The sequence below is a fragment of the Tunturiibacter empetritectus genome, from assembly GCF_013410875.1.
GTDB classification, from domain to species: domain Bacteria; phylum Acidobacteriota; class Terriglobia; order Terriglobales; family Acidobacteriaceae; genus Edaphobacter; species Edaphobacter empetritectus.
Map to the genome: position 1 here is coordinate 1,205,535 of NZ_JACCCU010000001.1, position 15,684 is coordinate 1,221,218.

A 15,684-nucleotide genomic window follows, 5' to 3' on the forward strand; every position below is an offset into this window, starting at 1 on the left:
CTAGGACGGAATGGAAATTTTACCGAAGACATTGGGCACGCGGCCGCGGCTGGCGGTTGAGGTTCGCGCAGAGGGCGTTGTGGCGGCGCGGGCCGAGGATGCGGCGGCTCTGCTGACCTCTGTGGCACGAGTGGATCTGGCGAATGGTGTGGTTGCGCCGGGGCTGAAGGCGGGCAATCTCGTCGATAAAAGTTCGGTGACTGCTGCGGTTAAGAAGGCGCTCGATACGGTCTCGGGGCGCGGAGTGGAACGGGCGGAGCGGGGTGCGGGCCGGTTGCGCGATGTGACCCTGATTGTGCCGGATTCGGCGGTGCGGGTGCTGTTTCTGGACTTCGAGCAACTACCTACCAAGGCGGCCGAGGCGCTGCCGCTGGTGCGGTTTCGTTTGAAGAAGCTGTTGCCCTTCGACGCGGATGACGCGATGGTGAGCTACCAGGTGATGTCGAGCGAGAAGGGAACGATCCGGCTGCTGGCGGTAGCGATGCCGAAGGCTGTGCTCGAGGAGTATGAGGCGATGGTGCTGGCTGCGGGGTATCTGCCGGGCGCGGTGCTGCCGAGTACGCTGGCCGCGCTGGCTGGCCTCGATGAGACGCCGTCGCCGGTGCTGGTGGTCAATGCTGGGTTGGGTTCGGTGACGACGGCGATCGTGCAGGCGGGAGTTCTGCTGCTGCATCGGTCGGTGGATCTGGGCGCGGGGGCTGGTGGTCCGGTGGAGCTTGTTGGGAGTGCGTTACCGCTGGTGGACCGGGAGAGTTCGGTGCAGGAGTGGGCGCGGCAGGAGCCGCTGGGGCCGGAGGGATGGGAGCAATTTGATGCGCCGTCTGCGATGCCACCTTCGGTGATGAACTCGGCTTTGGTGCGGGAGATTGAGGCCCAGGCGGCAGCGCGAGAGGTGGCGCAGGCGGTGAGTGTGGCGGCAGCTTACTTTGAGGATTCGTTGCAGTCGGCACCGGAGCAGCTGTTGATGGCGGGAACGCTGGATGCGGGGACGCTGACGACGGCGGCTGAAGAGAATGGGCTGGAGGGCCTTCGGGTGCGCGAGATGATGGACGCAGGAATGATGGAGGCGGGAGCGGTGACGGCGAGTGTGCCGCGAGGCTGGCTGGCCGGCGTCCGGGGAGCGCTGAAGAACTGATGCGGATCTCTGTCAATCTTGCGAACCGACCGTTTATTGAGCTGAGGCCGTTGTTTGCGAAGCTGCGGCTGGCGATGGTGGTGCTGGCTCTGCTGGCGGTGGGGCTGGGGTTTGCGCTGCACTCGTTGAATGCGAAGGCGAAGGTGGCGCAGGGGCAGATGGATGCGCTGAAGGCGAAGACGCAGAGGTTCCAGCAGGAACGTCAGGCGAACGAGGCCAGGATGCGGCAGCCGCAGAATATGGCGGTGCTGGAGCGATCGCGATATCTGAATGAGATATTTGCGGATAAGAGCTTCAGCTGGACGGCCGTGATGATGGATCTTGAACGTGTGCTTCCGGTTGGGGTGCAGGTGACGAGCATCGATCCTGTGATTACGAAGGAAGGCGATGTGAATATTCGGCTGCGGGTCAGTGGGGATCGCGACAAGGCAGTGCAGCTGGTGAGGAATCTGGAGACGTCGCAGCGGTTCCTGTCGCCGAGGCTGGCGTCGGAGCAGGCGCAGACGCAGGAGGGCAATCGGAGTGCGGCGCAGGTGACGGTTCCGGGCGCGGTGCAGTTCGATGTGTTGAGCGGATATAACCCGCTGCCGGAAAAATCAACGAAAGATGTTGCAGCTAAGGTCAAAGGCGGCACAGCGAAGAGTGATTCGCCTGCGGATGGCGTGAAGAAGAAGAGGGCTCTGAAGAGTGTTTCTCCTGCCGCATCTCCAAGGACCGGCGTGAAGGCTCCAACGCAGAAGGGAGCGCCACGATGACAACGGTAGCGGAGAAGAAACGGTCCGCAGTTGCGGCCAAGCAGTGGGCCGAAAAGGCAAGCCGTCTGGGCACGCTGAAGAACTTCCACATCGCTGGAGCGGTGGCGCTGGGGCTGGTGAATCTATACCTGCTGGCGCACATGGCGTTTGCGTGGCGAGCAGCGAACAGCGAAGATGCGGCTGCGCTTGCGGATCAGACAGTGCAGATGAAGACCGCCGAGATTGCAAAGCAGCCACTGGAAGGTTTGGACGAGAAGCTGGCGCAGGCTACCAAGGATGCGGACAAGTTCTACAAACAGCGTCTGCCGTTTGCGAACTCCGAGGTGGCCGGCGAGCTGGGTGCGTTGGCGAAGAAGCAAGGGGTGAAGCTCACGCGGGTGCAGTATGCCTACTCTCCGGTGATGGATGGGACCGCCGGCGCGCTGACCGAGGCGCGCATGGATGCAAGTTTGAGCGGAGATTATCGGCCGCTGGTGGTGTTTATCAACTCGCTGGAGCGGGACAAGATGTTCTTCCTGATCACCGGGCTGACGCTGACTGGACAGCAGAGTGGGACGGTCGGGCTGCGGCTGCGGCTGACGACGTATCTGCGGTCGCCGGTAGGGACCGAAGGCTCGGAGAAGATTTTGGCGGGTGCGGAGGAGAAGGCGGCTGACAGCGCCTCGGAAGGTACTGCTGCGGGAGGCCGGCGATGATGGGGCTGACTGCGGATCAACAGAAGAAGGGCGGTATCATCGGCGCGTTCGTGCTGGTAGCGGCAGGAATTTTGTACTACGAGCTGCGTGACGACAGCCCTGCACCGATCGCGCCTCCTGTTGTCGTGACGGCTCCTGCTAGATCTGCTCCTGCTGCTGGAGCGGCTGTCGCACTGCCGTCGGGAAACATCGCGGGCGCGGCGGCGAAGAAGCTGGGGACCACCTCGGCACAGCTTGATCCGACGCTGCGAATGGATGCGATGCTGGTGACTGAGTCGCTGGTGTACTCGGGCAGCGGACGAAATATCTTCTCGGCGAACTCGGCGCCGGTGGAGATTCCGAAGCCGATAGCGTCGGTGCGAGCGGTAAAGGCTCCGCCGCCGGGTCCACCGCCACCTCCTCCAGGGCCGCCACCGCCACCTCCAATCGACTTGAAGTTCTTCGGCACAGCGACTGCCGCGAATGGAACCCGCCGGGCGTTTCTTCTGCATGGAGAGGATGTGTTCCTGGCCTCCGATGGCGACATCGTGCAGCGGCGGTATAAGGTTGTGACGATCTCAGCCAACTCGGTAGTCGTTGAGGACATGGCGAATAACAACACGCAGACATTACCGCTGCTGGCGCGGTAAAGCAGCTGACGCCTGAGGTAGACGTGATGAAGAGACTTTGCTCCCGGTTTTTTCTCGAGGATCGTATCCCGCGCGATCTTGCGCAGGCTGCTGTGTGCGCCGACGAGTGGCAAGGGGAGCAAGGCTTCATGCTCGTGGGGCTGATCGTCGCGATCTTCATCATTCTGCTGGTGCTGAGTATTGCCGCCCCAAAGGCGGTGCAGGGGCTGCGCCGCGAGAAAGAAGTAGAGGCCGTGCATCGCGGAAACCAGTACGTGCGCGCGATCCAGCTCTACTACCGCAAGAACAACACGTATCCCGGCACCATGGATGCGTTGGCCAAAGGCACTCCCGTGAAGTATCTGCGGCAGGAGTATGTAGACCCCTTCACGGGCAAGGCGGACTGGCGATTGATTCACGTCGGCGAGGCGAAGACGACAGTGAAGGGATTCTTTGGCCAGCCGCTGACGGGCCTTGCGCCTGGGTTGGGTTCAGCCGCGGGACAGGCCTCGGCAGGAGGTATCGGCGCAGGGGCCGCTGGTTCGAACTCCGCGTTTGGCTCTGCGAGTGGGAGCGCGTTCGGTTCGTCGGGGTCGAGTGGGTCGAGCGCATTTGGTGGTTCTTCCGGAGCTACGTTAGGAGGCTCAAGCTCCGCCGGAGCGAGTTTGGGGAGTACGGCGGGAGCTGGAGCTTCTGGCTCAGGCGCGGGAGGGGGCACGGCGACGGGAGCGACCACCGGGTCAACGGATAACTCAGGAACGGCCTCGACTGGGACGGGTGCTCCCAGCACACTGGGGTCGGCAGCCGGGATTGCCAGCCAGTCGTCCGGTGGGTTTTCGGGAGGCGGCGCGCCGTTTGTCGGCGTGGGAATCCCGAAGGAGGGGACGTCGATCAAGGTGTTGAATGAGCAGACGTCGTACAACACGTGGGAGTTTATCTACGATCCTCGGATTGAGCAGATGAAGGCGGCTGCGGGGCTGCTGGGCGGAGGAACCCAGGGTCTGGGGTCTGCCGGTTCACTGAACTCCGGGGTTGGAGGCGCAGGGACGGGAACCTCAAGCTTCGGCTCATCTGGTTCCTCGAGTTTCGGATCTTCTTCAGGATCGTCGTTTGGGTCTTCTTCTGGCGGCTCTTCTTCAGGCTCAAGCTTTGGATCGTCGTCGGGTTCGAGCTTCGGATCGTCTCCGACTTCGGGTACGCAAGGGAGTGGAACAACGACGCCGACTACGCCACAACAGCCTCAGTAGTTCTTTGCGGCTCGATGGCGGGCCGGGAATCGTTGTCATCGGCGACTACGGTTTCTTTGTCACGATTGTCTTTTGATCGATAGCGCGCAGGCGGCCAATACGTCCATGCGGACCTACGACGAAGGGAAGCGAGAGCGCATTCCAGTTCTTGTCAGCATCCGCAGGATCAGTGGATGAGGGTGTAAGCGGACGCCAGTTCTTTCCGTCGTCGGTGGAGATATCAGTGCCGTTGGGGCCTACGGTGATCCATAGTTTTTGGGTGGCGTCGTAGGCTACGGCTGAACGGTAACCGTGGGGCAGAGTCTGGGCGGGATGCCAGTGTTGACCAAGGTCTGGAGAGAACGCGGCGGTTCCTACGGAGAGATCAGGTAGTTTGTAGTCACCACCAACAGCGATCTGTGTCCAGTTGAATGCTGCGAGAGAGAAGATACCTGCAGAGTCGCTGTCATGAGCGATGGGTAGGCGCGCTTTCTGAAAATCGAAGAGATCGATGCAGGACTGAGGATGATCTTGTACGAGGCCCATCGTGCAGGTAGAGCCGCCGCCATAGAGCCATCCACGGGCTGTACCAAATAGGAGAGGCAGCTGAGCGACGAGCAAGGAGTTGCTGGCAGCAAAGGCTCCGCCTCCGCCCTCCGGTTCGGCGAGCCCGGGCTGTTTCACGGACTGCCAGTGAAGACCGCCATCGAAGGTCGCGAGCAGGATGAACTGATGGTTCACTGGATCGCCGAGTATCCATCCCCAGGAATTTGTCTGGAACTTAATCGCGTCCCAGAAACCATCTTTGTCCGGATTAGTGAAGACCAGCTTCCACGTTTGGCAGCCGTCGGTGGTTTTGTAGAGGCGGGATTGGTCGCCGGGGCCGCTGGACATGACGATGGCGGTGTTTTCGTCGAAGGCCTGGACGCCGCGGAAGTCGAGCTTGTCTGCGCCGGGCGGGATCGTGCAGGTCTGCCAGAGATAGCCGCCGTCTTCGGTGCGGAGCACTGTGCCGTTGCTGCCGCTGGCCCATGCGACTCCTCCGCCGACGTTGTGAATGCCACGCAGGCTGGCCGTGGTGTGGGACTCTTCGATATCCCACTGTGCGTAGGCCAAGCTTGCAGCTTGTGTAGTCGTCAGAGTGAGGGCCAGAAAAAGGTGAGAGGATCGCATCTGCTGATTAGTGTATGACGGGTTCGTCTGCGGTTAGAAGGTGCCGAAGAGCTAACTCGGAGACGATCGACAGACGTGTGGCAACAACGTTCCAAGGTCCTGCCGGACGGGCGCCCTGCGCGGGCGGCGGTCACTTCGTGACTTGTGTACCTTTTCTTGGTTGGGGGGACGATGCTGGTCCTCCCGTTGGTCGGGGGAAATAGGCGCGGCATTACCTTGGCGTGAGGGTCAGGGTGTGGGTGGTGGCGGCATCGACTGCGGCGTGGCTGAAGGGCATGGAGAAGGTTGTGCCGTGGTACCAGGCAGGCCATTGATCCATGAACCAGGCACTCATTGGATTTGAGGACTCGCCGAGGACGAGGTTGAAGGTGCTGTGGTCGAGATCGGAGAGGTCGGCGGTGAAGCGCTCGGAGGGGCCGAAGCTGCGGCCTACCTGCTTGACGGTGACGTCGTCGCCGCTCTGGGGCTGGAGGCCGGGGCTGGTGGGCAGGCCAAGGACGCGCTGAAGGATCGGAGACTGGCTGTAGATGGGATGCTCGATGTCGATGGGACGGAACTGACCATAGCGCCACTTCGCGAGGTCGACGGGAGCGTGGTTGTCGGCGAGGGCCTTTGAGACGGCGGCAGTGAGCAGGTCATCCCAGGTGGAATACGCCGGGGGAAGCCAGCGGCCGGGCGTGTGCATGATGAGCCACTCTTCTGCGTAGGCCTTGTTGCCCCAGGTATAGAGAGCTGCTCCGGTGCGAGGGCCGTTAGGCTGAAGGTCCGATTTGGTTTGAGGCTGCGCGCTGAGTTGCGGGTCGAGCAGGAGCGACCACAGCGCGGCTCGAGTGGCGACCACGATGGCGGGGGCGGCAGCATCTGCGTCGACGTTGCCGTTCCAGTCGCGGAGGAGATCCGCCGCCTGATGAAGATGCTTCGAGGCAGTCTTTTCGGTCGTGAACTCGGACTTGGTGACGTGATCGATGGCGTAGGCAAGACGCTGCGCGATGACGTGATCGACGTCAGAGTACACGTCGGTCTGGAGCGCTAGCATGTCGGCCGCCGTGAGGTGGTCTTTCGTCTCGGCGGCGCGTGCCGTAAGAACCTTCCAGATGCGTTCGTTGCGATAAGGAGCGGTCCAGTTTAGGGTGATCGGATAGGGGTAGTCGTCGCCGGTGACACGTGCATTGGCGGTGGCGAGGATGCCGTTGGACGGGTCCACCGCACGGGGAAGCATCTCGTAGGGAATCGTGCCAGCCCACTCCTGCGTAGCGTCGAGTGCGTCGCTGGGAACCGGGCTGATGGGGCTTGGTGTCGCAATATTGCCGCGAATCGGAATCTTTCCGACGGCATGGTAGCCGATGTGACCCTGATCGTCCGCATAGACGAGATTCTGCGCAGGGCCGCCAAAGCTGGAGAAAGCAGCGACCAGGCCGACGCCGTCAGTCGCCGTATCGATGGCCAAAAACGATGGTGTGATGTTTGCAGGGTCGTAGATCGTCCAACGGAGGGAGAGGCTGCGCTTCTCGCTGGGAAAGATGCCCGAGATGATCGGCGTATTCACGCCGCCGTGTTGAGTCGCAGGCACATCAAGAACAACATCCTTCGCCCCTTTGACGTGGAGAACCTCCTGCTGATGAATCACCGCATGCCAGCTGTTGTCTGCCGCTTGATACTCCATCGCGTCGCCGCTGCCACGCGTGTGTTCGACATACACGTCCTGCACCTCGGCGCCGAGATTCGTGAACCCCCACGCAACATGGGCGTTGTGGCCGACGATGATAAACGGGACCCCCGGCAGCGAGACGCCGGAGACGTGAAGATCTCCATTCGGCACAGGCGCTTCGAGATCCGCCTGATACCAGATCCCCGGAATATTGTGCGTCAGATGCATGTCATTTGAGAGCAGTGGCTTGCCGGTAGCCGTATGCGCGCCCGCGACAACCCAGTCGTTCGACCCTGCAAAACAGCCCTCGCAGACTGGGTTCTTGAGCGTCTCCTGCAGCGCAAGCAGATCCTCCGCACTCACCGTAGAAAGCTCCGGCCTGCGAAGCTTCGTCTGCGATTCATCAAGCGGAATGTCCGGAATATCCTGCTGCGGCGCTGTGAGATCAACCATAGGCAGAGCCGGCGGGTGGTCGCGCCACGAGCCCACAGGATAGAGATCCCCAACCAGATGCGACGGAAGCCGCGCAGTCAGCGCCTCGCGATTCAGCTGCTGCGGAAAGCTGTTGGTCAGATCCTGAAACATCACCAGCCCAATCAGAAGGCTGTCCCGCGGTGTCCACGGTGCGGGCTCATAACGCAGCAGGCGAAACTCCAGCGGCAGATGTGCGCTCTGGTCGGCGATGGACGCATTCACGCCAGCGGAGTACCGCTCCAGCAGATGAAGCTGATCAGCTGGAAGAGTAGCAAGCGCACGGTCGGCGGAGGCGCGAATCCGCAGAGTACGCTGCGCCCGATCATGCGGAATCAGCGGCGCTCCAAGTATCTCCGCAAGACTGCCGGACGCATGCCGGCGCAGCGCATCCATCTGCCACAGCCGATCCTGCGCCGTCACGTACCCCTGCGCCATCACCAGATCGTCCAGCGAACTCGCCCGAAGGTGCGGAACTCCATGGTCATCGCGCTCGACCGAGACCGGCGCGGACAACCCCGCGACAGAGATCGCTCCATCCACCTGCGGCAGAGCATCCCGCATTGCCTTGCGCGTCCAGTGCCGCGCATAGAAGAAACCAACCAGGCCGAAGATCAATACAAGCAAAGTAAAAATGACCACAAGTCGATAAAAGATCCGTCTGCGTCGAACCTGCAGGGCGGTGCGGGCTTCTTCCGGGGAGGCTGCGGCGATCGATTCGTACGGATTCATAGCTTTGATCGAAGTGTAAATGGAGAGCGGGATCGACGCGCAAACTCGACAGATCACTGCACACATCATTTAATCTGATTTACTTAGCATCAACTACATCAGTACGAGATGTGATCTGGTTTGGAACGCGGTGCGGGCCTGGAACCGGGTGTCATGAACGGGGGTGTCATGGAAGCTGGATCGAGTCTTCATGCTGTCGAGACGGTCATTCTGCTGCTGCTGATGCTGGTCGCCTGCTTTGCGGCAATGGCGCGGCGGCTCAAGGTGCCTTATCCCATCGTGCTGGTGCTGGCGGGGCTCATCATCAGCTTCCTGCCACGCATGCCACGCGTACCGCTCGATCCCGACGTTGTCTTCGTCGTCTTTCTGCCGCCGCTGCTTTACTCCTCCGCCTGGTCGATGTCTTGGCGCGAGTTTCGCCGCAACGGAGTAGTAATCGGCCTGCTGGCGTTCGGCCTGGTCGGCTTCACCGTCTGGGGAGTCGCCTTCTTCTCTGACCACTTCATCACCGCGCTCGACTGGAAGGCAGGCTTTCTGCTCGGCGCCGTGGTCGCCACAACAGATGCGATCGCCGCGACCTCGATCGCAAAATCCATCGGCCTTCCCCGACGCATCGTCGACATCCTCGAAGGGGAGAGTCTGCTCAACGATGCTACCGGCCTGCTCGCCCTCGAGATAGGGATTGGCATCATCCAGGGGGGACAGACGCCAACTCTCGGCGGCGGTCTCTTCAGACTGCTGTATCTAGTCATCGGAGGGCTTCTAATCGGCCTGCTGATCGGCATTATCGTCGGCTGGCTGGAGAAGTTCATCGACGACGGCCCGGTCGAGCTGGTCGTCAGTCTCGTCGTTCCCTACGCAGCCTACCTCGCAGGAGAGCACGCGAAGGCATCGGGAGTTTTAGCAGTAGTCGCGTGCGGAATCTACATGAGCCGCAAGAGTACAGAGTTCTTCTCGCCGGCAGTGCGGTTACAGGTCGTTGGGGCGTGGGATGCGTTGACCTTCATGTTGAATGGGCTGGTCTTTGTGCTCATCGGCCTGCAGCTCCCCTATGTGCTGGCCGGAATCCACGGACGGTTCAGCAAGGGAACGCTGATCTTTTACGGAGCCGTCTTCAGCGTCGTGCTGATCGTGTTGCGAATGGTATGGGTCTTCCCGGTCTTCAAGATCGCAGCGTTTGTCGATCGACGCTGGATGAAACACAAGGAAGAGGAGTTGCAGCCGCGCGAGGTCTTCGTCGTGGGCTGGACAGGGATGCGCGGGGTACTTGCGCTGGCAGCTGCAATCTCAGTTCCCGAGATACTCGGAGACGGCAGGTCCGAGACGAGAAACCTGATCGTGTTCCTCGCCTTCTGCGTGATCCTCGTCACCCTGGTACTGCAGGGTCTCACGCTGCCCGCTTTGATTCGTGTGTTGGGCCTTGCAGGAAACGCGGGAATGGATCCTGAGGAGAAGGAGGCGCGGCGCATCGTTCTACGGGCGGCTGTTCACCATCTCGAAGAAGGGCGTAAGCGCGATGGCCATGATGCGGAGCATTTATACGACGACCTCATCCATCGCTACCGGCACAAACTCGCAGCCGTCGGCGGAGGCGCTGAGGGGGATCTGGAGGCTGTTGATAGGGAGACGATGACGCGACTGCGAAGCATTATGGAAGATGCCCTGCAGGCCGAGCGACGCACGCTCATCTCTCTGCGGGATAACGGACGCATTGGAGACGATGTGCTCCGAACGATGGAGCGCGAGCTCGACCTTGCAGAGACGCGATATCAGGGAACGCCGATCGCGTAAGACTGTCCTGCCGGGGCGTTCGCACGCCTTTTTACTGCTTTGCGTGGTCCTCCCGTTGGTCGGAATGATCATCTTCGCGACCAAAGGGAGGACCACGCGGAGCGGTATACATGTCACGAAGTGACCGCCCCACGCGAAGTGGGCCGGTCCGGCAAGGCAGTATCTTATGACTCGGCGGGACGCTCCGGCAGCCTGATATAGCCGGCATTAGTGCGAGGCAGCGTAAACACGATGACGGCAACGATGAGCACGATGATCGGCAGAATGAGGATGCTGCCTTCAGGACCCGTCGTGCCTCCACTCAGCAGAGGCTTGCCGACGGGATGGGTAGCGAGCAGATGATGCTTAATCATGATGCCGCTGTCGGCTACTCCGTAAAGAAACGATTGGCCCCAGTCCCAGGTGGTATGGAAGCCGATCGCCCACCAGAGAGAGCCCGTGCGCCACAACACAAGGCAGAACATCATCGCAGCGAGCCCGGCAGTCAGCAGTCCGACGGGCGACTCACCAGGGTTGCTGCCGTGGACCAGGCCAAAGAGAATCGAAAAGAAAAGTGCCGAAGCCCAGAAGGCGAGCACGTTGCTGTGCGCGGTCTTGAAGACCGATCGAAAGAGGCCGGCCAACCCTCGAGTAAGCGTGTACTGCAGATAGCCGCGAGTGACGTACTCCTCCAGCAGGCCGACAGCAAAGAACATGGCAAGCCACTGCGCACCGTAACGCAGTATGTCGCTGCCAAAAAGAAGGCGGCCATCGAAGACAAGAAAACCGGCCTTCCAGAGGATGAGGATGAACGGCGTAAGACAGATGATGCCCCAGGCGAGGCCCGCGACAAAGTGAGGAAGTTTCCTGGTGCCTCCAAGCCCGTAGACGCCAACCGGGCGGCGTTCTACCTTCGACATGATCCAGGTAACGATTCCAACTACCAACAGCGGAACGGCTTCGTTCAGAAACATGAAGTAGAAAGGGATGGTGTGGTCTGGTGAGTTCTGATGTGTCGGTGGATGAATCTTCACTGCAATAAGGTGCGCGACGAACATAAACGCCGCGAACATAGCAATGAAGAGCAGGATGCTCCAGCCAGCACGAAGCCCGTCGGTGCCGAAGAACACATGGCGCGCTGGCGAGGGGCGCTCGATCGTAGATTGCGGGCTGGGAGGCAGCGGATTGTCGGACGATGGAGACTGGGTATCGGTCTGCAAGGGAATCCTCGTGGAGATGGATTAAAGTACGAGAAGATCTCGCGAAAAGTTCCGCGAAGCGATAGGTATCAGCAGTCATTCAGGTGCGCTATGCTGGACTCTTCACACCTTCCGGAAAGGTGTTAAGCGCGGGAGAGAGCCGATTTTGGACTGCAAGATCTTTTATCACGATAAGTGCTTCGATGGAGCCTGTTCGGCTTCGCTGTTCACGCGGTTCCACCGGGAGTGCGTGAAGACGGCGACCACGTACTCCTATCACGGACTCGTGCACCGGACCGGCGCGCTGTTCGACGAAGGCGACTTCGGCAGCGGCGAAAATGCAATCGTGGACTTCAAATACTCGGCCTCACCCAAAGTGACGTGGTGGTTCGATCATCACCAGAGCGCGTTTTTGACGCCAGAAGACCAGAAGAACTTTGAAACAGGACAGGCCGATGGATCGCAGCGTATGCGAAAGTTCTTCAACGCGAACTACATCTCCTGCACCAGCCTGATCGCAGACATCGCGCAGCTAAACTTCGGCTTCAACACAGCCCCCGTGCTGGAGCTGATCCAGTGGGCCGACATCGTCGACGGTGCACGGTACGAGAGCGCCAAGGCTGCGGTAGAGATGGCCGCCCCGGCGATGAAGCTGACGATGGTGATCGAAAGTTCCTCGGACCCGACCTTGGTGCCGAAACTGATTCCTATCTTGACCGAGATGAGTCTGCAACAGGTACTGGACCAAGGGATCGTGCAGGCGCTGTTGGGTCCGTTAATGGACCGCCACTGGGCAGCGCTCGAGCTGATCAAACAGCGAGCCACCGTCGACCATGGTGTGATCACCTTCGACATCACCGACCAGCCGACCGAGGGTTATAACAAGTTCATACCGTACTATCTGCATCCCGACGCAACCTACAACGTGGGACTTAGCAAGTCGAGCTTTCGTACCAAGGTGTCGGTTGGCACTAACCCGTGGACCAAGCGGATGACCTCCGAACTGGTCAATCTCGCTGCCATCTGCGAGCGCTATGGCGGCGGCGGACACGCTCGTGTAGGCGCAATCAGCTTCCCCCCTGATCGGGAAGACGAAGCGCGAAAGGCCGTCGGCGAGATCGTGGCTGAGCTGCAAGCAGCTTCCACCGGGCATGAAAAAAATAGTTGAGAAAGTTGGCGTATTTTTCGGTCGCGAAAAAGTGACGGCTAACGCACCACGTTCACCACGCATTCCACCACGTTCTCACCAGCAAAATACCACGCCAAAACCGCTCTTTTTCTAAAACACCCCTCAAAAACATCAGCAAAACACACAAAACCCCGGAGCGAACCATGCTCGCTCCGGGGTTTATTTTTTCTAAATTCTTAAGGTTTAAGCTTCGTAAACAGGTTGAGTTTTGTCAGGTCGTTGAAGATGACAAACGCAAAGAACGCCAGCAGGCAAACAAACGCAACCTGATACACGCGCTCCTTGATCTGCTGATTCACATCCCGCCGCATGATCGTCTCGATCAACAAAAACAGGATCATTCCGCCATCGAGAATCGGAATCGGCAGCAGGTTGAAGATCCCAAGATTCAATGAGATATAGCTCATCAACCCAATCAGCGGCATCCATCCGGGCATCTGCGCCGCCTGATGAATCTGCTGTCCAATCCCAATCGGGCTCTGCAGACTCTTCACCGAAACTTGCCGCGTAAACAGCCGCTTGAGCACTTCAACAATCAGCAAGGAACCTTTTTTGTTGAACTCCCACGAAGCAACCATCGCCTTACCTAGCGGCAGCCGCTCCACCTTAACAGGTGGCTGCACTGCAACAAACCCTAGGCGATAGTCCTTTTGCTTAGGTCCTCCAGGCGTCTCCGCTAGCTCCGGAGTCACTTGAATCGGCAGCGTCTGCGTTGCGCCATCGGCGGCAGTGCGTTCAATCACAAGGTCTGCGGGTTTGCCAGCCTGATCCTGAAGGTAGGACAGTAGCGCAGGAACAGAGTGCATCTGGAGCCCGTCGATGCTGACGATCTTGTCGTGTGGCTTGAGGCCGGCGCGAACTGCAGGCATGTTGGGCTCAAGCGAGTCGACTTGAACCGGCGTCGTCTGCATCTTCGGAATGATGCCCAGATTGTCGAGGGAGAAGTCGTCTGGAGCGCCCTTGTTTTCGACAAAAAGTTTGGTGTCGACACGCTGACCGTCGTGGAGGAAGGAGAAGGGAACGGTCTGGTTGAGGTTTAGAAGAGAACGGGTGCCGACTTGGTCCCATGTTGGATTTTCGATGGTGTCGTAGTGGATGATGGTGTCGCCGCTATGGATACCGGTGCGGGCTGCGGGTGTGTTGGGGGTGATGTAATCGGTGTAGGCGGGGCCGTCGATGAACTCCTGCACCTCGTTGTGGAGCATCGAGACGCCGGTCATGAGGCCGAGGGCGAGCAGGAAGTTGGCGAACGGGCCTGCGAGTGCGACGAGGATACGCTGCCAACGGGGGTGCGCGTTGAAGTCACCAGGATCGGTGGGGGCGACACTGCCGGGGGTAAGTTCATTGCCGGCAAAACCCATCTCACCGGCCATCTTGACGTAGCCGCCGAGGGGGACTGCGGCGATCTGGTACTCGGTGTCGCCGCGGCGGAAGCCGAAGAGGCGCTTGCCGAAGCCGATGGAGAAGACCTCGACGCGGATGCCGCAGAGCTTGGCGACGGCGAAGTGGCCGAACTCGTGGACCAGAACCATGATGCCGAGGACGATGAGGAGCTGGACGATTGTTGCCATGAAGTTCGGAAGGACCTCGTTACCTGGTTAGCTGCAGACTTACCGTTGGGCGCCGGTGAGTTGGCGGGCAATCACTTCGCGGGCAGAGGCGCGCGCGGCAAGATCTGCATCAAGCACATCGAGGATAGACGCTGGAGATTGACCGGAAGTTAGCTGCAGCACAGCCTCTATTGTACGCGGGATGCCGAGGAAGGGGATACGTCCTTCGAGGAATGCGGCTACGGCAATTTCGTCGGCGGCGTTGAGGGCGATGCATGCTTTTCCGCCCGCTTCGGCTGCTTCGTAGGCAAGTCGAAGGCAGGGGAAGCGGGTGAGGTCGGGCTGAGAGAAGTCGAGTTGCGAGAGTGTGGTGAGGTCGAAGGTGAGGGACTCTTTTTCAGTCACGGCGACCCGCTCCGGGTAGGCGAGGGCGTAGAGGATGGGGAGGCGCATGTCGGTGACTGAGATCTGGGCGAGGATGCTGCCGTCGACGAACTCGACCAGGGAGTGAACCGTGGATTGAGGGTGGATGGTGGTGCGGACTTGGGCAGCCGGGAGGTTGAAGAGGCGGCAGGCTTCGATGACCTCGAAGCCTTTGTTCATCATGGTGGCTGAGTCGATGGTGATGCGCTGGCCCATGACCCAGGTGGGGTGTTTGAGAGCTTGTTGTGGGGTGATGTGCTCGAAGTCGGCCAGGGGCGTATTGCGAAAGGGGCCGCCGGATGCGGTGAGCCAGATCTGCTTTACTTCGGCTGCGGTGCCGCCGCGCAGACACTGATGTACGGCGTTGTGTTCAGAGTCGATGGGGAGGAGGGCTACGTTGTGCTGCCTGGCGGCGGCGAGGATGAGCTCGCCTGCGGCTACGAGGCACTCCTTGTTGGCCAGGCCGATGGTCTTGCCGGCGCAGACTGCGGCGTAGGTGGCTTCGAGGCCGGCTACGCCTACGATGGCTGAGACTACGAAGTCGACCTCGGGCAAGGTGGCAACGTGGATGGTGCCTGCGCTGCCGTGGACGACTTCGATGTTGGTGATGCCTGCGGCTTTCAGGCGCGTCAGCAGAGTGGCTGCGAGGGCTTCGGTGGCGAGGGAGATGACCCTGGGGCGCCATCGGAGGCACTGGGCGAAGGCGTCGTCGATGTTGGTGCCTGCGGCGAGGGAGACGACCTGGTAGCGGTCGGGGAAGGATTCACAGATGGATAGGGTGCTGTGGCCGATGGAGCCGGTCGAGCCGAGGATTGCGAGCTTTTTCACGAGGCGTGGGCCTCGGGGGCTATGGGGTACTTCGGGTACTCAAGGTGGCTGGCGGCGTGCAGCACGGCTGGCCGGAGGAGGGCGGCCCCCCCCCTCCTATTACCGGCGCGTAAGTCTTTTCTTTGCATGGAGATGGAGGTCGTGGCGTCTCGTAAAATATTCATATACAAAGGGTTACTTGCAGATTATTCCAAACAAAGGAGTTACGTCGCATCCCTGGTAAACGTCAATGTTTGCTTCGGAGCGACTTTCAAAACTACTTCAAGTATAGCTGGTTGAGGG

At 60.3% G+C, this 15,684-nt stretch carries 12 protein-coding genes; 7 read left to right on the plus strand and 5 right to left on the minus strand.

The genetic code is table 11. The features are described 5' to 3' along the window. The first annotated feature begins 10 nt into the window (after positions 1–10). The 5 genes from HDF08_RS05020 to HDF08_RS05040 are packed head-to-tail and all read left to right on the plus strand — an operon-like array spanning position 11 to position 4,440. Entirely contained in the window at positions 11–1,135 is a 1,125-nt protein-coding gene (locus HDF08_RS05020) for a type IV pilus biogenesis protein PilM (RefSeq protein WP_179637465.1), read from the plus strand. Continuing rightward, complete coding sequence (locus HDF08_RS05025) at positions 1,135–1,890, plus strand: PilN domain-containing protein (RefSeq protein ID WP_179637466.1); 756 nt, start codon at positions 1,135–1,137, stop codon at positions 1,888–1,890. Before HDF08_RS05020 ends, HDF08_RS05025 begins: the two co-directional genes overlap by 1 nt. Further along, positions 1,887–2,585, plus strand: coding sequence for a hypothetical protein (locus HDF08_RS05030; protein WP_179637467.1), 699 nt, complete (start codon positions 1,887–1,889; stop codon positions 2,583–2,585). The genes HDF08_RS05025 and HDF08_RS05030 overlap by 4 nt, the downstream gene beginning before the upstream one ends. Continuing rightward, positions 2,582–3,214 (plus strand): hypothetical protein, encoded by a 633-nt coding sequence (locus HDF08_RS05035; protein WP_179637468.1) that lies wholly within the window; start codon positions 2,582–2,584, stop codon positions 3,212–3,214. Before HDF08_RS05030 ends, HDF08_RS05035 begins: the two co-directional genes overlap by 4 nt. A 26-nt stretch (positions 3,215–3,240) precedes the next feature. After that, a complete protein-coding gene (locus HDF08_RS05040) occupies positions 3,241–4,440 on the plus strand; it encodes a type II secretion system protein (protein ID WP_257031045.1) in 1,200 nt (399 codons plus the stop codon). A 45-nt stretch (positions 4,441–4,485) separates the two neighbouring features. Here the strand turns inward: HDF08_RS05040 and HDF08_RS05045 are convergent, their stop codons facing one another. Together HDF08_RS05045 and HDF08_RS05050 are read right to left on the minus strand one after the other, a co-directional pair. Beyond that, positions 4,486–5,592, minus strand: a complete 1,107-nt coding sequence (locus HDF08_RS05045) for a WD40/YVTN/BNR-like repeat-containing protein (protein WP_179637469.1) — start codon at positions 5,590–5,592, stop codon at positions 4,486–4,488. 211 nt (positions 5,593–5,803) lie between these two features. Next, positions 5,804–8,443, minus strand: a complete 2,640-nt coding sequence (locus HDF08_RS05050) for a penicillin acylase family protein (protein ID WP_179637470.1) — start codon at positions 8,441–8,443, stop codon at positions 5,804–5,806. Positions 8,444–8,596: 153 nt separating this feature from the next. On the opposite strand from HDF08_RS05050, the gene HDF08_RS05055 reads away from it, so the two are divergent. Next, positions 8,597–10,234: a Na+/H+ antiporter gene (locus tag HDF08_RS05055; RefSeq protein WP_257030874.1), complete on the plus strand. Its 1,638-nt coding sequence runs from the start codon at positions 8,597–8,599 to the stop codon at positions 10,232–10,234. A 164-nt stretch (positions 10,235–10,398) separates the two neighbouring features. Here HDF08_RS05055 and HDF08_RS05060 read toward each other — a convergent pair whose 3' ends face one another. Continuing rightward, positions 10,399–11,433: a CPBP family intramembrane glutamic endopeptidase gene (locus HDF08_RS05060; protein WP_179637471.1), complete on the minus strand. Its 1,035-nt coding sequence runs from the start codon at positions 11,431–11,433 to the stop codon at positions 10,399–10,401. A gap of 145 nt (positions 11,434–11,578) precedes the next feature. On the opposite strand from HDF08_RS05060, the gene HDF08_RS05065 reads away from it, so the two are divergent. Beyond that, entirely contained in the window at positions 11,579–12,580 is a 1,002-nt protein-coding gene (locus HDF08_RS05065) for a DHH family phosphoesterase (RefSeq protein WP_179637472.1), read from the plus strand. A gap of 197 nt (positions 12,581–12,777) precedes the next feature. On the opposite strand, the gene rseP is transcribed toward HDF08_RS05065, so the two are convergent. Together rseP and HDF08_RS05075 are read right to left on the minus strand one after the other, a co-directional pair. Further along, positions 12,778–14,172 (minus strand): RIP metalloprotease RseP, encoded by a 1,395-nt coding sequence (gene rseP, locus HDF08_RS05070; RefSeq protein ID WP_179637473.1) that lies wholly within the window; start codon positions 14,170–14,172, stop codon positions 12,778–12,780. A gap of 39 nt (positions 14,173–14,211) precedes the next feature. Then, positions 14,212–15,402, minus strand: a complete 1,191-nt coding sequence (locus HDF08_RS05075) for a 1-deoxy-D-xylulose-5-phosphate reductoisomerase (protein ID WP_179637474.1) — start codon at positions 15,400–15,402, stop codon at positions 14,212–14,214. Positions 15,403–15,684 lie beyond the last annotated feature (282 nt).